21 protein-coding genes are annotated in these 21519 nt (G+C 51.7%); 9 read left to right on the forward strand and 12 right to left on the reverse strand.

Annotated features, from left to right (window positions below; all coding sequences use genetic code 11):
• Positions 1-45 precede the first annotated feature (45 nt).
• On the reverse strand, positions 46-678 hold the full coding sequence (locus Q0753_RS01585) for a heme-binding protein (protein ID WP_298716161.1): 633 nt from the start codon (positions 676-678) through the stop codon (positions 46-48).
• Between the two features lie 80 nt (positions 679-758).
• Positions 759-1487 carry a phosphatase PAP2 family protein gene (locus tag Q0753_RS01590; RefSeq protein WP_298716163.1) on the reverse strand — a complete coding sequence of 243 codons (729 nt, stop codon included), beginning with the start codon at positions 1485-1487 and terminating at the stop codon, positions 759-761.
• 572 nt (positions 1488-2059) lie between these two features.
• Here Q0753_RS01590 and Q0753_RS01595 point away from each other — a divergent pair.
• From Q0753_RS01595 to Q0753_RS01620, 6 genes are all read left to right on the forward strand, one after another.
• Entirely contained in the window at positions 2060-2359 is a 300-nt protein-coding gene (locus Q0753_RS01595; protein WP_298716602.1) for a chorismate mutase, read from the forward strand.
• A 118-nt stretch (positions 2360-2477) separates the two neighbouring features.
• A complete protein-coding gene (locus tag Q0753_RS01600) occupies positions 2478-4214 on the forward strand; it encodes a hypothetical protein (protein ID WP_298716167.1) in 1737 nt (578 codons plus the stop codon).
• Entirely contained in the window at positions 4211-5953 is a 1743-nt protein-coding gene (locus Q0753_RS01605) for a hypothetical protein (RefSeq protein ID WP_298716169.1), read from the forward strand. Before Q0753_RS01600 ends, Q0753_RS01605 begins: the two co-directional genes overlap by 4 nt.
• A gap of 119 nt (positions 5954-6072) precedes the next feature.
• Positions 6073-7092, forward strand: coding sequence for a hypothetical protein (locus Q0753_RS01610; RefSeq protein WP_175993937.1), 1020 nt, complete (start codon positions 6073-6075; stop codon positions 7090-7092).
• A gap of 129 nt (positions 7093-7221) precedes the next feature.
• The gene (locus tag Q0753_RS01615) at positions 7222-7707 is read left to right on the forward strand and encodes an RDD family protein (RefSeq protein ID WP_204795490.1); all 486 of its coding nucleotides are present in this window, start codon (positions 7222-7224) and stop codon (positions 7705-7707) included.
• 91 nt (positions 7708-7798) lie between these two features.
• A complete protein-coding gene (locus tag Q0753_RS01620; protein ID WP_298716182.1) occupies positions 7799-8272 on the forward strand; it encodes a hypothetical protein in 474 nt (157 codons plus the stop codon).
• Positions 8273-8360: 88 nt separating this feature from the next.
• Here Q0753_RS01620 and Q0753_RS01625 read toward each other — a convergent pair whose 3' ends face one another.
• The 5 genes from Q0753_RS01625 to Q0753_RS01645 form a co-directional block, all read right to left on the reverse strand.
• Positions 8361-8894 (reverse strand): CIA30 family protein, encoded by a 534-nt coding sequence (locus Q0753_RS01625; RefSeq protein ID WP_298716184.1) that lies wholly within the window; start codon positions 8892-8894, stop codon positions 8361-8363.
• A gap of 5 nt (positions 8895-8899) precedes the next feature.
• Complete coding sequence (locus Q0753_RS01630; protein WP_298716187.1) at positions 8900-9811, reverse strand: hypothetical protein; 912 nt, start codon at positions 9809-9811, stop codon at positions 8900-8902.
• A gap of 34 nt (positions 9812-9845) precedes the next feature.
• Entirely contained in the window at positions 9846-11363 is a 1518-nt protein-coding gene (locus Q0753_RS01635) for a molybdopterin-dependent oxidoreductase (RefSeq protein ID WP_298716190.1), read from the reverse strand.
• 13 nt (positions 11364-11376) lie between these two features.
• On the reverse strand, positions 11377-11904 hold the full coding sequence (locus tag Q0753_RS01640) for a hypothetical protein (RefSeq protein WP_298716193.1): 528 nt from the start codon (positions 11902-11904) through the stop codon (positions 11377-11379).
• 393 nt (positions 11905-12297) lie between these two features.
• Positions 12298-13257 (reverse strand): LysR family transcriptional regulator, encoded by a 960-nt coding sequence (locus Q0753_RS01645; RefSeq protein WP_298716196.1) that lies wholly within the window; start codon positions 13255-13257, stop codon positions 12298-12300.
• A 149-nt stretch (positions 13258-13406) separates the two neighbouring features.
• Between Q0753_RS01645 and Q0753_RS01650 the strand changes: the two genes are divergently transcribed.
• Positions 13407-14345, forward strand: a complete 939-nt coding sequence (locus Q0753_RS01650; RefSeq protein ID WP_298716199.1) for a sodium-dependent bicarbonate transport family permease — start codon at positions 13407-13409, stop codon at positions 14343-14345.
• Positions 14346-14406: 61 nt separating this feature from the next.
• Here the strand turns inward: Q0753_RS01650 and Q0753_RS01655 are convergent, their stop codons facing one another.
• Both Q0753_RS01655 and Q0753_RS01660 read right to left on the reverse strand, forming a co-directional pair.
• Positions 14407-14538: a putative transporter small subunit gene (locus tag Q0753_RS01655; protein ID WP_298716202.1), complete on the reverse strand. Its 132-nt coding sequence runs from the start codon at positions 14536-14538 to the stop codon at positions 14407-14409.
• Positions 14535-16229, reverse strand: a complete 1695-nt coding sequence (locus Q0753_RS01660) for a sodium:solute symporter family protein (RefSeq protein WP_298716205.1) — start codon at positions 16227-16229, stop codon at positions 14535-14537. The genes Q0753_RS01655 and Q0753_RS01660 overlap by 4 nt, the downstream gene beginning before the upstream one ends.
• Before the next feature lie 415 nt (positions 16230-16644).
• Between Q0753_RS01660 and purE the strand changes: the two genes are divergently transcribed.
• Positions 16645-17139, forward strand: a complete 495-nt coding sequence (gene purE / locus Q0753_RS01665; RefSeq protein ID WP_298716208.1) for a 5-(carboxyamino)imidazole ribonucleotide mutase — start codon at positions 16645-16647, stop codon at positions 17137-17139.
• Entirely contained in the window at positions 17136-18203 is a 1068-nt protein-coding gene (gene purK / locus Q0753_RS01670) for a 5-(carboxyamino)imidazole ribonucleotide synthase (RefSeq protein WP_298716211.1), read from the forward strand. The genes purE and purK overlap by 4 nt, the downstream gene beginning before the upstream one ends.
• A gap of 146 nt (positions 18204-18349) precedes the next feature.
• Here the strand turns inward: purK and Q0753_RS01675 are convergent, their stop codons facing one another.
• From Q0753_RS01675 to dctP, 3 genes are all read right to left on the reverse strand, one after another.
• Positions 18350-19630 carry a TRAP transporter large permease gene (locus Q0753_RS01675; protein ID WP_298716214.1) on the reverse strand — a complete coding sequence of 427 codons (1281 nt, stop codon included), beginning with the start codon at positions 19628-19630 and terminating at the stop codon, positions 18350-18352.
• Positions 19627-20292 carry a TRAP transporter small permease gene (locus Q0753_RS01680; RefSeq protein WP_298716217.1) on the reverse strand — a complete coding sequence of 222 codons (666 nt, stop codon included), beginning with the start codon at positions 20290-20292 and terminating at the stop codon, positions 19627-19629. Before Q0753_RS01680 ends, Q0753_RS01675 begins: the two co-directional genes overlap by 4 nt.
• Before the next feature lie 74 nt (positions 20293-20366).
• The gene (gene dctP, locus Q0753_RS01685) at positions 20367-21389 is read right to left on the reverse strand and encodes a TRAP transporter substrate-binding protein DctP (RefSeq protein WP_298716221.1); all 1023 of its coding nucleotides are present in this window, start codon (positions 21387-21389) and stop codon (positions 20367-20369) included.
• Positions 21390-21519: the final 130 nt, after the last annotated feature.

The raw sequence follows: 21519 nt of genomic DNA on the forward strand, positions 1-21519 counted from the left end.
GGCAGCAGACCAGAACGTTCGCTTGGCCGCCCACTGCCGCCGGGCCTATGGGCTTTGTGGCGGCGCCACGGGCACCAGAATTTCGTTACGGCGTAAAAACCAGGGCATGAAGGGCGGGTTATAACGGGCCCAGACGGGCTCACCTATCACGCTGAAGCCGTTTTTGTTGATCCAGGCGTCCAGCCGCTCTTTGTTTTGCCGGTAATTCTTTTCGTTCCACAACCCCGAATAGGTGACCGCCGCCATGTGGCGCGCGGGTACTCGCCGCAATGTGATGTTCGGATCCTTGGGGGTGGGCAGTGTTTCCAGCGAGTAGGAGGCGGGCATCATGAAACTGACCGCCCAGTTGCCGTTTACCCGCTGCTGACCCACCGGGGAGGTCATGTCGATTTTTTCGCCTTGCGCCTGCTGGCTGACCGGGGCGGTCATCTCGATGTTCTGGCTGGTGGTGTTATTGCCGGAAATGTATTTGAACAGCCGGCCAAACGCCTTGCTGCCGGCGTCATCGAAGTCTCCGCCGACCAGGGTTTCGGCAATAATATGGGGCGCATATTCGCGCAGCTCAAAGTTGTTGTCCTGACGTATCACCCGGTATTCGGCTTCTTCGGTTGCCATCGCGTTGCCCACTCCCATCATCATTGCCAGCATGATCCACACCGTCTGTTTCAGGTACGTCATAACCATAGATCCTCAATTCTGTCATTCATCCGGCCTGGCGGCTGCCTCTTGCCTGAGTATCAGCCACGGTATGCCTGGCGTCAGCGTCGGCCATGGCGTAGCGCAAGATACATGTTGATCAGCAGCGGCAGCAGGGTACCGATGCAGGTTGCTACCAGCACATCGGTGGGCCAGTGTACGCCCAGCACCATGCGCGAAAATCCGACCAGCATGACCCACAGCATTGCCACCGCCAGCGCAAACCGACGTGCCGCCGGCACCATGCGGCTAATGCTCAGGGCGACCGCCGTCGCAAAGGCGGTGACCACCAGCGTATGGCCGCTCGGAAAGCTGGAACCCCAGTACCATTCGGTTTGCCACAGTTCGGGCCGGGCACGACCCACCACCATTTTGATCACATACACCACGGCGGCAGCGCTGATGACCGAGGCGGCCACCAGCACCGCCTCGACCCGGCGCCCGGCCAGCAGCAAGCCGACGGTGGTGATAATCGTTAATGGCACCAGTACCATGGCCGAGCCGGTGAGCGTGATCGCCTCGAAGAAACCGGTCAGCGTGGGCGAAAGATGACCGCGAATAAACAGCAGCACAGTGTGATCGAACGGGCCCGATTCGCCGTCCAGCACATCTTCGGTCACCTTGATCGCCGTGACCGCCAGCACCAGAGCGCACAGAATAAGCAACCGCCGCCGCTCCAGCGCTCCGGACCATGCCGGCTGCCTGCGACGCACATAGATACCCAGCGCAAAATGAAGACTGACGACGATAAGTGTCAGCTTGATAACGTCTTCGAACAGCTCAAAAATCATGATGTGGTCAACTGGCCTCTACGGGTTGTTGGTAAGTCGAACGTATAACGCTAATGGCTGGGCGCAACTATAGGAACTCAGATGTTTATTTAAATGGGTATTGGTTCAAAAAGCGATGCAAAATTTCCACTCTGCAAAGGTTCCATTTGAATTTTTCACGCGAAGAGGCACAATAGCTGCTTTAACCATAGCCAGCACAAAGTGAAAGTGGCCCGGTCGCCTACAAGATCCTGCGGTAGCCTGCATGAAGAAAAAACGGATGTTTTATACAGTGTATTGTCGAGCTTGCCGCCATCGTGCTCACTATCAACAACCCATGCGCGTGTACAACAAATCCGGCTTAAAAATGCTCATAATATGAGCAGATTGAGACAGGATCTTGTGGATAGTGCGCAAGTTGCCGTGGATATCGCGCATACGCGTTTTTGCTCATCACTAAATACGGCTGATTAATGGTAATTTATCTATTATCAATGGCTTATAAGTGAATTTTGAACTGGTGCGATGGCAGAAATATGAGCATGCGCACTATTAAAATGTTATGGCTATTTATTTAGGAGAAGGCTGTGAATATGGAAGTGGTTTGTAATTCTATCGAAGAAGTACGTACAAATATTGATTCAATCGACCGAAAAATAGTTGCTCTAATTGCCGAGCGTGGTGGATTCGTAAATCAAGCAGCTCGCTTTAAAAAGACTACCGACGATGTGAAAGCACCAGCGAGAGTTGAGCAAGTTATTGATAAGGTCAGAGGCCTCTCGGCTGAGTTTGGCGGCAATTCCGATGTAACTGAGGTCGTTTATCGGGCTATGATTTCAGCATTCATTTCCGCTGAGCTAACAGAACATGCTGAACTCAACAGCGATCTGTAAAAACCATAACAAGGCCAATCACAAACGCCAGCAAGCTGGCTGGACTCGCTAACGCTCGCCTGTGTTGGCGGCGTTAACTGTCAAGAGTGCCCCGAGTATCGTTATAGGAATTAGCGTCGTGGATGAACTTAAAGAAAAACTGTTAAAAGCTAATGTGGATGGCAACTTTTTTGATTTCATCCAAGAAGTTTATTATGACGACCGAAGAGGTGAAAAGCTTCTGCCTAGCCTTTTGGTTGAATTGCATAATGAAGGGCTATTAAATCTCGTAGAGTTATTCACCAGTTTTAAAAATAAAACTGAAAATCATGGCTTCTTTTCAGTACGACATGTTTTCGAAGAGGTTTTACCGGATATTAATGCTCCGGTAAAAGACGTTGCTGATTGTGTGAAACATCTTACGCTAGAAGCAGGTCAAGATATGGCCGCATATATGCTTTTGCCCCCATTTAAAGAGTTCTGTAAAAAAGATACAGATAGATCCAAAGGTCTATTTGATATCTCTTTAACTAATATTGATCAAGACTTTGACCATCTATCTACTGCTATTGAAGCAGGGGCAAGTAATGATGAAGTTCAATGCGTTAATCAAGCGATTGAACTACTTACTCATGAAAACGAGTTAATTATACAAAGATCCATTTTTGCATTGGGTAGAATTAATTACCAAGACAAAATGCTATTAAAGCCAGTTGCAACAGCTATCATAAAATCATCCGTGTCTTCACCAACGGATGTAATTTTGGCGGCATCAATGAGAGCGCTGTTTGAAATTGTTTCTCACTCTGATGATTTAGAGGATTTGTTCTTAGATTTTTTAAACACGCATTCAGATCACTTGGATGATCGATATATTCATGCTGCTTCAGAAATATTATTTTATGACGGGAAAAAGGTAAGCGGTAATGTTGAACTTAAATTGTTGAATATTTGCAGTCATACCAAGCCAGAAAATCAAGGTACTATTAATAATATTGATTACGCTTTGGAACGAATATTAAAAAGAAACAGTTTCAATGATTGTATTGTTTTTTTAGAACGATTCTTTGAATTAAGCAGGTACAAACTGTCTATTAAGCATTTCGATAGTTTTGTTCGAGAGCTGCATAATCACCGAGATACTCATCTATCCTCATTGCTTACACGATGGTTGCTGTCAAAAAAAGTAAAGCTAGGCAAATATGCTTCTGATCTTCTTCGGGATTCAGATAAAGGTATTTCTATTGGTTTTGACGGTTCCTACGTAACTAAAGAAAGCAAAGGCGTACACCTATTTTTAGCGAGAAAATCTTGTGGGTGGTTTTTTAATCAGCCTGAAACAGCAATTAGCTTAATTGAATCGTTGATTCTTGATGCTCCTGATGATGAATTAAAAGATATTCAGCAGCTCATTTTTCACCCGCTTTGTGTGAGTTACCCTGGAAGTATTCGTGACCACTTGGAAACAATGAACGAGTCAAAAGAAGAAAGGGTCAAACAGATAGCATCTGATGTTTTGTCTGAATACGAAGAATATCAAGCATCAGTGAAAGCGGCTTTAAAAATAAATGAATTAAGCCCTAGTGAGCAGGATAGGCATACGTACTGGAGGCATCACAATAAATTGATGAGTGAGTCTATGAAGAAGGCCAGAAGCAAATCGTTTTTTACCTCTTTGTTTGCTGGGAATGAATCAGTATTACTCTATGGAAATAAATCGATTCACTATATACATCATGGTGAGCAAAAGACACGTCAGGAAGTCCCTCTTAGTGAAATTAGTACATCATTTGAATTTGCATCAATGCATAACCTCGACCCACACGGTTTAGAAAATATGATCTGGCAGTTTAAAGCTGAGGGTTGTACGTCATGAAGTTAGTGATTAGACAATACTTGGCATCTTTGAAAGAGCGAGGCGAATTGGATGCGTTATTGCCAGACTTACTGTCGCAAATAGGGTTGGAAGTATTTTTAAAACCTGGCGTCGGCAGCAGACAGTTCGGAGTAGATGTTGCAGCTTTTGGTAAGCTGTCTAGTGAATCTGAAAGCACTGTTTACTTATTCTCAGTGAAGTCTGGGGATTTGGACAGAAAGGATTGGGATAGCGGTAATCCACAGGACTTGCGTCCTTCTATCAATGAAATAATCGATGTGTTTATTCCTACTCGAATTCCAGCAGAATACAAAGATAAACCTGTTGAGATTTGTTTATGTTTTGGTGGTGAAGTTAAAGAAGAAGTAAGATCTAACGTAAGTATGTTTTTAGGTAAATTAAAAACATGTGACTTAAGTTTCTCTGAATGGAATGGCGATAGGCTTGCAGATTTAGTGGAGCAGCACATGCTTCGAGAGGAACTGTTACCCATTAATTGTCGCGGTTTACTTCGCAAGTCACTGGCGATGATTGACGAGCCAGAAGTATCATTCAAACACTTTAGCCAGCTTGCCATTAGCCTCACTTGCACTGATGACAAAAAGCCAAAAGATATTTTAACAGGTGTTCGCCAATTATATCTATGTCTTTGGATATTATACTCATGGTGCAGAGATGAGGATAATCTAGAGAGCGCATTCCTATCAGCAGAATTTACAATGCTAAATGCTTGGGAAGCCGCGAAATTTGCGTTTGGCAAAAAGAATAAGGTAGCAGTTTCTACACTGACAACTTTGGATTCAATTCTTAGGCTAAATCTACAAGTATCAAATCAATACATTGATGAAAAAATCATACCTCATTGCAATAATTTGTATGCTATATCACATGCAGTAAAACCGTCTTGCGCCACAGATGTAAACTTAAAATTGTTTGATGTTCTAGGTCGGTTAGCCCTTACAGGTTGCTGGACTTATTGGTATTTAGGTCAAGTCAGCGATGAAAATGTAGAAGCCGGCAGGCTTTTTTCAGAAGCAGTAACTAAATATCAAGATAGCATTAAGCAGTTAATCGTAAACAACCCAATTTTGTTTACACCATACAAAGATGAACAAGCAATCGATTTAGTACTAGCTCTTTGGTTCCTCTCTCTTGATCATAGGCATTGGCGTGATATCAACTCTTGGTTGAGTAATATGTCACGGGAGATATATCAAATGTTTAAGATCAGCGATAAATACCCGACAACCATACGAAGCTACGCTGAATTAATAGAACACCCCGTTGATAAAACTGAAGATTATAAGAAGAGCGTAACTAAAGGCTCTATATTATACCCCTACATATCTGCTTTTTCAGCGATTATGGGATTTCAAGAGCCATATGAGATAGTTAAAAAAATTAAAGAAGAGTTTTTATCACACTGTAATTTTCAAGTGTATTTTCTTGAAGAGTCTTCTGAAGATCACTTTTATCGTTCCGATAAAATGCATGGTGCAACGTTATCTGATGTTTGCGTGACCGAAGCCCCTGATGAATTGATTCAGCAGTTGGTTAGTGAGTGTGACCAGTCAAATAAAGTTTATGATATGACTGCTTTTAAGTATTCTTTTTGGCCAATTATCTTAACTGGCTGTAGGCATTACAGGCTACCCGTTCCAATGCATTTTATAATTGATATTTTCAAACAAAGAAAAGAGCATGAAGCTGCAAGTGGTAAAGAGGCAGAAGAGTCTTAAGCATTCAAGTCTTTTCAAAACATACAGTTAACAAGCGCATGTTGGCGGACCGGTTTTACGCTGCGCTTCAAACCAGCCGCAAATGCGAGCGTTAGTACATTAGGAGTTTACCCACATATATGGATATTAGAGAAATATGTAACGAGTTAAATAGTAGATCTAAAAGCTATCAAGTTGGTAAGTTACAGAGGCTAAGATCAAAAATAAAAGATATATCTAGGCCTAAAACGTTAAATATATTTAGTGATCAAACCATTGATGAGGATTGGGCATTTCATTCCGGTGGACGAACAGAACTTCAGTTTAATATAGGCACAGAAAAAGAGGGATTTAGGTATGGACTAGCCCTTTCACTGCAATTAAGTCGAACACTTCCTGACATTTCAGATTTTGAAGTTAAAATACTACGGTTTAATGAGTATCTACTAGCAAATACCCATGATTTAGATAACATAAAAATGTGGGTGCACTCACCGAGTGGAAGAAGTGAGATAAAGAAAATATCTGAAATTAAACTGACTCACTTTCAGGAAGGAAATTTTATATTCTTTGGCCTCTTGTGTGATGCTGACAGCATTGATTACGAACATGTTCTTCAAACGTTCGATCAACTACTTCCAATATATGAGTATGTTGAAAGCAATGCATCTTTGAACGAATCAATACTAAGCAAGAGTGCTAGCTTTACTTTTAGTGGATTTAGTGAAGATAAAAAACTGTATGGAACTTATAGCTCCCCAGCAAAGAAGTTTGAAGTAAAATATAAACATAATGAACTTCAGCTTAAACTTTGTCAGTTACTTTCCAATAAGTATGGCGTAGTAAATGTTGGCGACGAGTGCTTAACAAAGTTTGGAACAAGGGTTGATGCGGTAGTTAAAAATACTGAAGGTTTTATATTTTATGAAATAAAAACAAACTCCACATTAAAGCTTTGCATTCGTGAAGCTCTTGGGCAGCTTTTGGAGTATGGGTATTGGGATTCTGATGTGGTCCCTCAAAAGTTAGTTGTTGTAGGAGATCATTCTGTAAATGAAGTGGCTATAAAGTATCTTCGTAAGCTTCGTGATGAGTTCAATTTACCTATTTATTATCAAAGAGTTGGCATTAATGATATCTCTCTTAGCAAAATGTACTAACAAGTTGCTCAAACGGAAAAATAACAGTTGGCCATCGCTTCGCGATTATAGCCAACCATTATTTTCCGCTTAGCAAGGCGTTAGGCTAATAATATAGTTTTTATCATTATTAAAAATTAAGGAGTAATAATGAATAGTGACTTTCCCGCAACAATGGGTGACGTAATGAAATACACTGGGTTCTGGCCAAGAGTTGGTGCAAGCCTAATCGATACTGTAATTATATTGGTATTAACGTACCCTATTTTAATTTCAATATACGGCTGGAGTTATCTTGATGGCGATAACTTAGTCGAAGGTTTTGCTGATTTATTACTTAGTTGGATATTTCCACTTGTTGCCATAATCGCATTTTGGATTTATCGTCAGGCAACTCCAGGAAAAATGGCAATACAGGCGCGTATTGTGGATGCCAAAACAGGTCAAAAACCAACATTGCAGCAATATATTGTGAGGTATATTGGCTATTTCTTAGCATCTATTCCTTTAGGGTTAGGCATTTTTTGGGTTGCTTGGGACAAGAAAAAGCAAGGGTGGCATGACAAATTAGCTGGGACAGTAGTCATAAGCCCTAAATCCGGTCAAACACAAGAAGTAAAATTCGAAGGTAAATAGTCTAACAAGGCCAATCACAACCGCCAGCAAGCTGGCTGGACTCGCTGACGCTCGCCTGTGTGGGCGGCGTTATCTTTTTCTGGAGTATCGTATGTTGCATAAAATTGAGCAGTGGATTGATCAGACTAACCTTGAGTATCAAGGGCAAAGGATTTCTTGTTCTAAGTTTTTTGATGATTTCAGAGGTTTTTATTCTCTAGAGTTTCTCCAGAAAGCATATTTTGTAGTTGTCGATACAATCCCTAAACCTAATTTTCCTGAATTGCGCCAAATGGGGTTGGGTGATTTTATTGATATGGAAGTACACGGAATTACGTATAAAAACACTTACTACGTTCTCCCTCATCTAGCATCAAATTTACGTTTACACTTTCATGAACTTGTCCATGTTGCACAATGGGGGCATTTAGGTGCAATACCATTTATAGAGCGCTACATTACTGAAATTAAAACTGTGGGCTATGGTGAGTCACCTTTGGAAAAAATGGCATACGGTTTTGATTCTCACTTTACGAATGGTGGAGAGAAAATTGATGTGCCAAATTATGTTGCACAAAAAATATAAAAAAAGCCAGTAAGCAGGACGCAGCAAAGCTGCGCCTCTGCTAGCGGCGTTAACATTATTGCTAAATTTAAGCCTCAGCTCTGCCTATTTATATAAAAAAACCGAATCGCCGCACACAAACATCAACATCGAATTCCTGACCAATGGCCACCACGGCAACGCTTTTTATCTCTGCCGGCTGCAGCTTCGCTTCGGTGCGATGAGCGAGCAGTTGCGCAAAGGGCACAATGAATCGAGTCCATTGTGGCTCCACGGACAAGGCGTAGCGAAAAGACTGCCAAGGTCGGGTTAGCTGAGCGGTTTTTACATGCAGATTATAATTGTGTGCGTTGCCGGCCAGTTCAATGAAGAGTCCTTTGTAGTCGGCACTTAACTCACTCGGCTCAATATCAAGCTTCATCTGCACGAATCCGCCGTTGTTATCAAGGCTGGTACGGCCCACTAAACAAGTACAGGGCGAATAATGACGTTCTTCCTGGTGTTGCGTCGCACTGGATACACCGCCCATTACCTGATCACTGATTAGGCTCCAGGGTGAAGGCTCATGCCGAGCGGAGTTATAAATATCAATCAATTGCTCTGCACCAACGGCCGGGCCGTGAGTTTTGATATTGTCATTCATAGGCGCTAGGTGTCACGCTCTGATTCGGTGAGCGGCTGTGGGTTGCGGATACGATGCGGGCGGGAAAAGGTTCCGCGCTCTGCTTTCTTTGCCTGTTTAAGCGCAGACTCGGCCACGGATGCAGGCAAGGCCAGACCGAGTTCCTGCAAGGCGGTTTCTGCGTCTGCGGCCCGCGCCTCGAAGGCGTGCAAAGCCGCCAGGGCTTGCTCATCGAGGCGTCCCTTGGACTCGAAGTACTTCAGTCGCGGGTAGCGCCCTGCCAGTGCGACCCCCCAATTAAGGGCGGGGTTCCACCATGAGTTTATTTCGCGCCCCTTGCCGGTAAGGTGCTGTTCCAGCACGTCATCGAGTGCGCCGTTCAACAGCTTCAGGTCGAAGTCGGTGCCTGGTACCGAATGAGGTACAGAATTAGGTACAGAACCATCGGGTGCAGCATCATAGGCGTTAACGCCCGTTCGCGAGGGCCCGGTACGCGTATCGCGATAGCGGGCGAGGGTCATCATATCGCCTGCCAGTACCGGTTCGTTAACCGGCAGGCGGATAGCCTCGGGATCTCCCATCAGCTGGCCCCAGGACATACGAATAAAGGTGTGCTGATCTTCCATGCCGGGATGCGTGCATCTCAGCCCTATGGCATAGGCTTCCAGGGGTTCCTGCATGAACTGAAACCCGGTGTAGCGCGCCCAGCGGACCACAAGAAACTCATGGGCAGCGGCGCCGGGCAGATGAAAGTTCACCTCTTGCAGGTAGTCCTGCACTATCTGCACCTGTTGGTCCGACAGCTCAAGGTCCTGGTGCAGCGGGTACATACCTTCAAAGGTGTTGCGCACCGGTCTGGGCCGCGCGGCCATGTAAGCATCCAGCTCGGCCTGGGTACCTGGGCGTGTTTTTTTCAGGGTCATACTTTTTTTTAACATAATAACAGCGGCTTCCTTTTCTGTTCGCGAACGGTCAGATCAGCTGGTTGCGGTCGAAGAAGTCGGTGTCTTCAAAGTAGCCACCGCGGCCCTTAAGGATAATGTCGTAACGGTTGACTACCTCAATACGCTCCAGCCACTTCAGGCTGCGAAACCCGGTCGAAGTTTCCAGACGCAGCCGCACCGGTCCGCCATTTTTTGCCGGGATCTCGCCTTCGTCGTTGAGTTCAAAGGCAATCAGCGTCTGCGGCATTCGTGCCTCAACCAGGGGGGTGGACTCGTAGTAGGCTCCCCCCTCATACAGAACATCATCGCGGCCCATGTTCTGGAAGCTGGTGTACACAACATCAGTCGCACCGGGCAGGGGCTTAACCAGATCCAAAAGGTCGGACACGGTAATGCCGCGCCACCGCCCAATCGAGGTGAAGCCCTGCACACAGTGGTGCAGCGTGGTCTGAGAGTGGCCAGCGGCAAGCTCGCGAAGATCCGCAATCGTCAGCGTCATTGGGCGTTCAACGTAGCCACCGATCTCGAGCACGTAGTCGTCTTCGTAGCAGTTGGCCATCAGCGCAAGGTACTCGGCAGTTTCTGGTGGTCGCCCGCTGCCGCGGAAGTTGTGGGTGGTGTTATCGAGACCCACGTCTTTACCCGTGATATTGGAGCGATCGTAGTGCATGCGCGCGGGCAGCTTGTACAGCAGATTCGACCATGGCCGCACAATCCGGTTATGCAACTTCTCAACGGCACGGCCGTCCGCCAATGTCCACCGCGTAGCGACCACGTGCAGAACGATCACGAGTACCAGGCCGATGGTGAAAATGACACCGCCCACAACAGGATTGTTGGAGTGTCCCAACACCATTTTTGATGTCTCGTGCAGGTAGCCGTGAAGAAAGACCAGGGGCAGGTGTATGGCGAAGAAGGCGACGTAGCCAACAAGGCACAGAAAGTGAGTGCTGCGTATTACCTGGCGGCCACCGAGCAGGCGGGTAATGCGCGAAAAATGGTTGGCAATGGCCGGAGACTGAAAGGCGCCGGTCAGAATGACCAAAGGCGTCAGTATTAATACGACAAAGCCGTAAGACAATTGCTGCAAGGCATTAAATACCATGCCATCGACGGGGTGGGGCATGGTGAAAGCAAGGTAGGCCAGCATATCCTGACCCGCCTGAGCAAAGGTGTCCCAACTGGTGGGCACGTAGCGCCGCCACTGACCGGTAACCAGCAGCAATACAAAGTAGATTACCCAGCAGGTAACAAAGCCGGTCACCGCCATGAAATGCCAATAACGCCCGAGACCAAGCAGGCGATGGCCGGGGAGCGAAATACGGGGAGAGTAGTCGCTGTCCTCGCCGCCCACCGTGTAGTACTTGTGCTTCGGCTCCTGCTGAACCGTAAATTTGGCCCAGGATGTGCCAGGCACTGTGTGCTGCGAGCGGTAAAGCTTGGGGTAGGTGCCCAGAATTTCGAGGCCCGAGCGAACGAGGAACGAAATGAAGATGATGTTGAGGAAGTGCTCCACACGAAGCCACCACGGAAATCCGAGATCCATTGATAAAGCCTTATCAGTCTAAAAAATGTTGGTTGTCGGGAGCGGCAACGATCATCCCGTAGCGCAGTGCCCAAGAAAGCACCATGTAGGCGATAGAGGCCAACAGCGTCAGGTTCCACATGGCGGCGGTCACCACACTGGCACCATTCCAGACATAGGGCGCATTGCCCAGCAGGCCGCCGAGGTAGATCAGCAGAGAGAGCAGGGCGATGGGCACCCCCCATTTCCAGATGCGGACAGAGGTCATTAAACCCACGGCAACGAACACCGCAGCAGCCCCGAACACAATCCACAAGGCCTGGGTCGCGAACAGAAAGGGCTCCTGGTTCGATAGCGCAACAGACGCCGAAGCCCCGCCGATAACGGCAATAACGGCGATGAGCAGCAGACGGGTGGTGCGCGGCAGATTGATACGTATGTAGCGCAAAAACGGAGCCCGTTTTTTGCCCGGCTTGATGTGCTCCAGCACTGGCTGAGTTGCGTTTAGGGTGCCACGAAAGTCCACACCAGCACGCAGAGCAGGAGAGTTTTCGTCTTCCATTGCTATATATTGTCTCCCTCGAAGATCATTAATCGCCGGCCGGTGTTCAGCACCGCTACCAAGGCTACAAGATGAAGGGCATCTGCAATACACCGCCCTCCGCCGTTAGTGCTCTCCCTGCCTGTCCACATGTTGCGGTAGGGAGCCATTTAGGTATAGATAGACGAGCCCCAAGGGTATGAGCTCTCCCGGTGGTTTTCAACCCGGGTTCCCCCAAAATAGGGACGCCGGTTTAAATAGCTCCGGTACCTGGCTCTGTCCGAGATAGGATTTTCGGTAAATATGTCGTTTGATATTGGATTCGCAATGAGTTTCGGAATCAATACATCAAACAGATCGATTACGGCTGGGGTTCGATATTCGTCTCTTGTGACCCGACAATCATGTCTGCATTCAATGATCGGTATTCAGCTGCCCCAGCAGTTCCGCCAGATCGTTCTGGATGTAACGCTGATCGACGCAATGGGCCAGATTGTCGTTGATAAAACGCACGAAGTTGGCGGCGGCATAGGGCATGCGCCGGTTGTTGTGGCACACGAGATACCAGTGGCTGCCGAGCGGAAAACCGGGAATGACCGGGCGGCCCACCTTTTGATCGCCCTCGGCCAGGGTGTGTTCCGACAACACCGCCAGTCCCAGCCCTTGCTCCACGCTCATGCGGATCACCTCGTTGCTTTCTATCTGCATCACCCGCTTCAATTGCAGGTTGCGCTTGCGCAGCCATTCCTCAAATACCAGCCGGGTGGCGCTGCCGGGCTCGCGCAGCAGAAAACGCTCTTCCAGCAGGGCCGAGAAATCGGCGGGAGCATTGTTTACCGCCCAGTGATCCGGCGGAGTAATCAAGACCAGCGGATTATGAATAAAACGGCCACTCAGGGTGTGCTCCCCGGTGGGCGGGTGGCTGAACAGATAAAGATCGTCCTGCTGGTGGCGGTGGCGATCCAGAATATAGCCCCGGTTGCCGACGCTGATCGACACCTCCACCCCCGGAAAACTCCGGTTAAAGGGCCCCAGCAGGCGCGGCAATATGTATTTGGCGGTGGTCACCACGGCGATGCTGAAACTGCCGCGGGTGCCCTGGCGTGCATCCTGTAAAAAGCCGTTGAAGTCTTCGAAACGGCTCAGGGCATCCAGTGCCGCATGATACAGCTCGGTGCCGACCAGGGTGGGCGTGATACGCCCGTCGCCGATGATCAGCAAGGGCTCGCCTACCGCTTCGGCCAGCCGCTTGAGCTGCTGCGACACTGTGGGCTGGGTCAGATGCAGCTGGCCGGCGGCCCGGGATACCGATCCCAGGCGCACCACAGACACATACACCTGCAGCAGTCGAAAAGTCAGATGACGAACATTCATTGATGATTATCTATATTCATGGTTGTTAACATTTATTGGTAACTATACTTCGCCGTCCGCACAATGTCTGCCGTCTTCAGGTCAAGCCGGCAGCACACTGCCTTCATTCGGTTGACCACCATTGCAACATAATGAAAAGAGAGGAATTCATGCCGGATATTGTGGTGGCGTTTTTTGCACTGGGCGTTATAGCGGGCCTGGCCCGTTCGGATCTTAAGGTGCCCAAGGCGGCGTATGACACCCTGAGCATACTGCTGATGCTGACCATCGGCTTCAAGGGCGGGCTGGCGCTGCACGGCAACCTGCATTGGGGGCTGGTGCCGTCGCTGCTGGCGGTGGCCTCTTTGGGGGTGCTGATACCGCTGCTGTGCTATCCGGTGGCCCGGCGGTTGCTGCGGCTCGATCAGGCCAACAGCGCCAGTCTGGCGGCGCATTATGGCTCGGTCAGCGCCGGTACCTTTGCGGTGGCCCTGGCCTATGCCCAGAGCCTGAGCCTGGAGATTGCGCCCGAGACCACACTGTATCTGGTGTTGCTGGAGCTGCCCGCCATTATCGTGGCCATTTCGCTGTACAAGCGGCTGTCGGGGCAGGGCGCACAGAGTGGTCATGGCGGCGTGTGGCACGAGGCGCTGACCAGCCGCGGCGTGGTGCTGCTGACCGGTGGTGTGCTGATCGGTTACTTCTACGGACCCCAGCAGGCGGCGCCGGTGAGTGATTTGTTTATCGGGGCCTTCAAGGGTCTGCTGGCGCTGTTTTTGTTGGAAATGGGCCTGTGTGCCGCCAAGGCGCTGTGCCCGGTGCCCTGGCGTCGCTGGCCGGTCATGCTGTTTGCGCTGCTGGCGCCCCTGGTGCTGGCCGGGCTGGGTACCCTGATGGCCCTGCTGTTGGGGCTGCCGCAAGGCACGGCGCTCATTCTGGTGGCGCTGGTGGCCAGTGCCTCCTACATCGCCGCCCCGGCGGCCATTGGCGCCGCCATCGACAAGGCAGACATCGGCCTGGCCATGCTGGCATCGTTGGCGGTGACCTTTCCCTTCAACGTGCTGGTGGGCATACCGCTTTACGCCCGCTGGCTGCAGAGCTTTTACTGACCATAAAAAAGGCGGACCCTGAGGTCCGCCTTTGTTGTTTTACCAGCCGTGATACCGGTGCTTACACCAGTTCGCGGTTTTCCTTTTTGGCGGCGCGCACGTCTTTCAGTACCGCCTTGCAGATCACCACCAGCACCCACAGGGTGAGGGCGGGCCAGATCAGGATATAAGCGCCTAATGTCAGTTCGTTCATGAAGACTCCTTGGCCAGATGGACGGATTTCAGGGAGACCGGGTTGTCGTGAAGGGTAGCGGACCCGGTGTCATAATTGCCGACACGCTGGGCAATCAGCTCAAAGTCGAACTCCTGGCGCTGCATCAGGCTCATTACCACGCACACCAGGGTGCTGACGCCGTAGGCCACCAGGGATGACAACAGCACCGTGTATTCACGCAAAAAGCCGGTGGCAAAGAACATCAGCGCCACGCCGGCAATAATGCCGGCGGCAAAACCGGCGCGGGTGCCGAGAAAGCCGAACACCATCAGGCCGACGACCACGCCGCCACCCATGCTTGCCAACAGTTCGAACAGCACGCCAATGGCTCCGGTCATGGGCAGCAGTTCGAAACGGGCGATGCAGAACATCAGCAGGCCGGCAATCACCGCGCTGGTAAAGGCGCGATTGGTGACCCGGTTCCAGAAACAGCTGGCGATAACCGGGAACACAATGGCGCCCCACAGCGCGCCCACAAACACCAGCATCACCAGAATGTCGAGCGAGAAGCTGGCAAACACGATGCCGATCATGGTGGCCGCCACCATGGTCAGGCGGCCGATAAACAGCATGCGCTTGGGATCGGCCTTGCCTTTGGCGATGTTCTTGCCGTAGACATCGGCCATCATGATCGCCGACAGGGCAGACAAGTCCGAATCGGCGGTAGACGACAGCGAGCCGATCACCAGAATGAAGAACAGGGCAATGAACACCGGCGGCAGATAAGCAGACACCATTTGCGGGATCAAATTGTTCATGTCGCCGTTCAGCGGCTCCACCCCGGTGGTGAGCGCCATCAGGCCAATCATGCCCAGGCCGATCACGATGGCACCATAGCCGAGGGTGGCGGTGATGAAGGTGGGCTTGATGTGTTTTTCGTTTACCGCAAACAAACGCTGGGCAATGGTCTGGTTACCGATGGCATAGGCCAGCACCGCCACGAAGTAGGGCGCGCCCTGATGCATAATGGCATCCATCGAGAAAATATCGGCCTGCTCCAGGCTGAGATTGTCGAAGCCGTTCAGCATTTCGCTCGGCCCGCCCATGGCGAACAGCACCGCAGGAATAATCACGATGGCCACCGCCATCAAGGCTATCAGCTGGGCAAAGTCGGTCAGCACCGAGGCGCGAAAGCCCGACCACAGGGTATAGCTCAGCACACCGGCACCGGCGATGATCACCCCGGCCTGAAACGACAGCGGCGACAGCACCGACACCAGGGCACCGGCGGCGGTAAAGTTGACCATCAGGCTGATAAGGCTACCGAGCAGATTGGACAGGGCCAGGATCAGCTGGCTGGACGAGCCGTGACGGGCATGAATGATTTCACCCAGGGTATGGGCGTTGGGCGCCAGCGCGCGAAAACGGCGGCCGAAGGGATAGATGAACAGAATCATCAAGGCGCCCCAAAAGCCGTAATGCAGGGGGCCAGACACCCCGTAGGTGTAGCCCGAGGTAGCGGCGGCATAGAAAGAGGCCGCCCAAATCCAGGTGGCGGTCATGCTGGCCGCGCCCATGCCGAAGCCCACGCTGTGGTTGGACACCATAAAGGCGTCGGTGTCTTCCTGTTCCTTTTTGATAAAGGTGGTGATCAGATAGGTACCACCATAAAAGGCGGCCAGTAACAGCAGCACCGTAGTGCTGGAAAATTGATAGAGCTCCAAGTTCATCTCCTTGTCGTGCGAGTGAAGCAGACAGATACGCAGGCAAACGGCACCGGATAAACGGCACCAAACCTGGCGCAGGTTAAGACGACCTGGCTAGCGGCAACGGACGCGGGAACCCCTGACGGGATCGGCATTAAATAACAGCAACTTACTTAGAGACGTTGGCGATAGCCTGGTAATGTGCGGTCGACGGCACGGGGCCGTGATTCAGGGAACAGATTCAATTGCGCCTATCATATGGCGGTCACCTCCTTAAAATGCATGTTGGCCAGCTTTTGAGCGACCATACCTTAGCGACAGCGTCGGGTAATGTCCACCCTTGGGCGGTTTGCCGACTAGCCGCCAAACCGCCGTTTCGGTATAATCCGCGCTCCCCCGGATCCACCTAAATGCTGAACGTTGTTGAACAGGAGTTGTCATGCAAGCAAAAGTTGCCGTCATCATGGGCTCGAAAAGTGATTGGCCCACCATGCAGGGCGCAGCAGAAATCATGGACAAGCTGCAAGTAGCCTATGAAGTGGAAGTGGTGTCGGCTCACCGCACCCCAGACCGACTCATGGAGTTTGGCGAACAGGCCGTGGCGCGCGGTTTTCAGGTTATCATCGCCGGCGCCGGCGGTGCTGCGCACCTGCCCGGCATGGTGGCGTCCAAGACCCGTTTGCCGGTGCTGGGTGTACCGGTACAAAGCAAGGCGCTGAACGGCATGGACAGCCTGCTGTCTATCGTGCAAATGCCCAAAGGCGTGGCCGTGGGCACCCTGGCCATCGGCGAAGCCGGTGCCTTCAATGCGGGTCTGATGGCCTGCCAGATGCTGGCCAACAACGATCCGGCCCTGGCCGAGCGACTGGACGCCTTTCGCAAGGCACAAACCGAGACCGTATTGGGTAACCCCGATCCGCGGGAGGAAGCATGAGCCGTATCTGGGTACTCGGCGCCGGCCAATTGGGCCAGATGCTGAAGCATGCGGGCATGCCGCTTAATCTGGACGTGCGTCCGGTCGACATCGAGTCGGAAGAGACCTTTCCGCTGCTGCCGCACGAGCAGGTGACCGCCGAGCGCGAACAGTGGCCCGACACCGCCGCCACCCGCCAGCTGTCGGCTCACCCGGCGTTTGTTAACCTCGACACCTTTCCGATTCTGGCCGACCGCTTCACGCAAAAGTCGCTGATCGACAAGCTGGGTCTGGCCACCGCGCCCTGGCAGCTGGTTGAAACCGAGACTTCCGCCGACGATCTGCACCAGCAGCTGGGCGAGCGAGTGCTGCTCAAGCGCCGCACCGGCGGTTATGACGGCCGTGGCCAGCACTGGCTGCGTGATCCGGGCCAGGACGCCATTCCCGATGACTGGCACACCCAGGCCATTGCCGAGCAGGCCATCGACTTCGACGAAGAAATGTCGGTTGTCGGCATGCGTGGCGCCGACGGTCAGTGCTTTTTCTACCCGCTGACCCTCAATCTGCACGTTAACGGCATTCTGCTGGGCTCGGTTGCACCATTGGCACGGCTGGCCCATTTGCAGGCCGAAGCCGAGCAGATGCTGGCCACCCTGATGAACGACCTTGATTATGTAGGCGTGATGGCGATGGAATGCTTCCGGGTCGGCGATCACCTGTTGATCAACGAACTGGCACCGCGCGTGCACAACAGCGGCCACTGGACCCAGGCCGGTGCCAGCGTCAGCCAGTTTGAAGCTCATTTGCGTGCCGTGGCCAAGCTGCCGCTGGTTGAACCGCGGGTGAAAAATACCAGCGTCATGGTCAATCTGGTGGGCGTAAACAAAGACGACGCCTGGCTGTCGGTACCCGGTGCCGAGCTGTACTGGTACGGCAAGGAAGTGCGTCCCGGCCGCAAGGTGGGTCACATCAACTTCTGCCTCGACAACCATGCCGACACCAAGGCGGCGCTCGACCAGCTGCAGCCCATGCTACCCGCCAACTACGTGCAGGTACTGGACTGGCTGCGCAGCCAGCTCGACTAACCCCAAAAGCCCCGCACCAGCGGGGCTTTTTGTTGGTTAACAGAGTGTGGCTCCAAACCTTGCTTCCCGGCTACAGCCGGACCTGGATTGCCCGCCTCACGCCTCACGCCTCACGCCTCACGCCTCACGCCTCACGCCTCACGTTTTTACCGGAACGCGAGATCCCTAAGCAGCAGGGCTATCTGCGGAAAGGCAATCAGCAAGACGGTCACCACCAGCAGGATCAGCAGGAACGGCGGTACCCCACGGATGACATCGATAAACGGACGCCTAAACACGGCGACGGCGGTAAAGATGTTACAGCCGAACGGCGGGGTGGCTGCGCCAATGGCGACCTGCAGGGTGATCAGTACGCCTACCAGCACCGGGTCTAGCCCGGCGGCCTTGATCAAGGGCGCGAAGATGGGCACCAGAATCAGGATCACCACCACCGAATCGACAAACATGCAGCCGATGAAAAAAGCGATGTTGATGGCCACCAGCGTCATGATGGGGCCCGCTTCATCCAGCCCTATTGCGGCGATAAGTTGCTGGGGGATCTGGGCGTAAGATAGAACCCAGGAAAAGGCGGCCCCGGCGGCGATCAGGATGAACACTACCGAGGTGACGGCGCTGGTGGACAGGGCGATATCAAAAATATCGCGAACCTTGATCGAACGAAAGACCACGACTTCCAGCAGCAAGGCATAAAGCACGCACACGGCTGCCGCTTCGGTGGGGCTGAAAATGCCGCCGTAGATGCCACCGACCACGATGGCCGGAAACCCCAGCGGCCAGACAGCGCGGCGAATGGATACCAGGCGCTCCGCCCAGCTGGCACGGGGTTCAACGGGAATATTGTGCCGTTTGGCATACCAGATGCAATAGAGTGAAAACAGCACTATGATCAGCAGCCCGGGTCCCAGACCGGCGATGAACAGCTCCGAGATCGAGGTGCCGGAGATGACGCCATAGATAATCATGCCGATGGATGGGGGGATCAGGTACGCCAGATCGGCGGCGTTAACGATAAGGCCAATCGAAAACGAATCGTTGTAACCGGCCTTCAGCATGCGTGGGCGCATGGCGCCGCCCACCGCCACCACGGTGGCCTGGGTCGAGCCGCACACGGCACCAAACAGGGCGCAGGCGGCGGTGACAGATACGGCCAACCCACCGCGGATGTGACCCATAAAGCGCATCACCACATCTACCAGCCTATCGGCCGAATGACCCCGGGTAATGATATCGGCGGCGAGAATAAACATGGGCACGGCAATCAGGGCAGACGGTTTGACTCCGCCGATCATTTGCTGCACCACCATCTGCAGGCTCAGGTCCGGCATATAGACAATAAAGGCCATCATGGCCGCCGCCAGCAGCGGCATCATCATCGGAAAACCGGCCAGCAGCAGCAGGATCATTACTCCCAACATCATCATCGTCATGATTTATTCTCCTGATAGCCAAGTGGTTCACTCGTTGCTTTTACTGCCTGCTCTTGATCGGGGTTTTCAACCGTATGATCCTGTTGGTACAGATGCATTACTTCGGCAATCTCGGGGTCCAGATATTCATCTACCGTGGTGAACGAGATATAGACATGCTCATCGGACAGATTCAGGTTTCTGAATGCGGTCAATACATACTGAATGCCGGTGACGGCGAAACCGATCACCACCCAGATGTAGGTCAGGTAAAGGGGAAACTGCAGTGCAGGGGTCACCCGTCCGCGGCTGGCCAGCTTGATAACGTATTCCAGGGCATACCAGGCGAGCATGAACATGGCCACTGCGGTCAGGGAGGCGATAATGATCATCAGCAGTTTCTTGTAGCGTGCCGACAGCAGGTCATAGAGCGCAGACATGCGAATATGACGGCCCTTGCGGGTCACATACCCCAGCCCCATAAAGGTGATGATCACGATCAGGAATTCGTTGAGCTCTTCGGTGAAATAGATACTTTGCGAAAACAGGTAACGGCCAAACACATTGGCAATGGTGTTGGCGGCCATGATGATGATGCCCCAGCCAAGCACGTATATTTCGGCTTTGCCGATGAGCTTGTCGGTAAGGGGCAACATTTTGGTCAGGGCGGTATATAAGGGCATCGGCTTGACCTCGGTCCGGGTAAGCGGAGTAAAAGACCAGCCCCCTTGCCGGGCAGGGAGCTGGCAACGGCAGGTTAATGTGTGGTCGTGTCGACCTCGGTCAGCAGTGCATCGAGCAGAACCTGTCCCCGTTCTCCGGTGATGTCGATATAGGCCGAGTGGGTGGCCTTGCTGCGTTCACGGAAGGCGGCGCGTTCTTCTGCGGTCAGCTCAATCATTCTGATATCGGGTTTGGCCGCCTTGATTTTGGCCAGCTTGTCTTCGTTGAACTGCTCGACCACGTCGTGCATGAAGTTCTGCATGCCGGCGGTGGTGTCGCGGATTAGCTGCTTGCGATTGGCGGGCAGGCTGTCATACCAGTCGGTGCCCGACATGACGGTGGTGACCAGCTCCTGCTCACCGGCCCAGATCATGTAGTCGGTGACTTCGTAAAATTTCATTTCTTCGATGGCCGGCACCGGGTTTATCTGGCCGTCGACCTGCTTGAGCTGCAGGGCACCATAGACTTCGCCAAAGGGCAGCGGAGTGGGGCTGGCACCCAGATCATCGTAAGCCTTGAGCAGAATGGGAGAAACCATGACGCGCATCTTGAAGTTATCGAAGTCGGCGGGGGTGCGAATTTCCCGGTTGGTGGTCCAGACCTGCGGGCCTTCGGAGTACATGGTGTGCAGTTTCAGGCCTTTGGCTTCAAAGTCCTTACCGAGTTCATCGTAAATCACCGGACTGGAACCCAGTAAATTGGCGGTGGCGTCCGAGTCTGATGGCAGAGTATAGGTCAGCAGAAACATCTGCGACTCGGGCACTATGGTGCCCAGGTTGCCCACCGAGACGTTGGCAAACTGCACTACGCTGTCGGCGACCTGTTCGACCAGCTCGGTGGGGGTGCCCAGAGAGCCGAGGGGATAGATTTTGATGGTGACATCGCCGTTGGTCTTGTCTTCGATGCGCTTCTTGAACTCCTGAGCGTAGGCATCCATGATTGAGCCGGGAATTTCCTCGATGGCAAACTTCCATTCTTCGGCCATGGCGAGGGCGGGGGTCAGGGCGACAGAGACTGAAAGTGCCAGTGCTTTCAGTTGTTTTTTAAATGCGGTCATATTCATCATCTCCTTCGATTGCCAGGTTGTTTTCTTGTGACAATAATGTGAATCCATTCGTAACAATCGCAGTATTGCAAAGCACCATGCATCCAAAAATATAAATTTTGATATGTATACATTTTAAAAA

This window comes from uncultured Oceanisphaera sp. (genome assembly GCF_947495715.1).
Lineage (GTDB): Bacteria > Pseudomonadota > Gammaproteobacteria > Enterobacterales > Aeromonadaceae > Oceanimonas > Oceanimonas sediminis.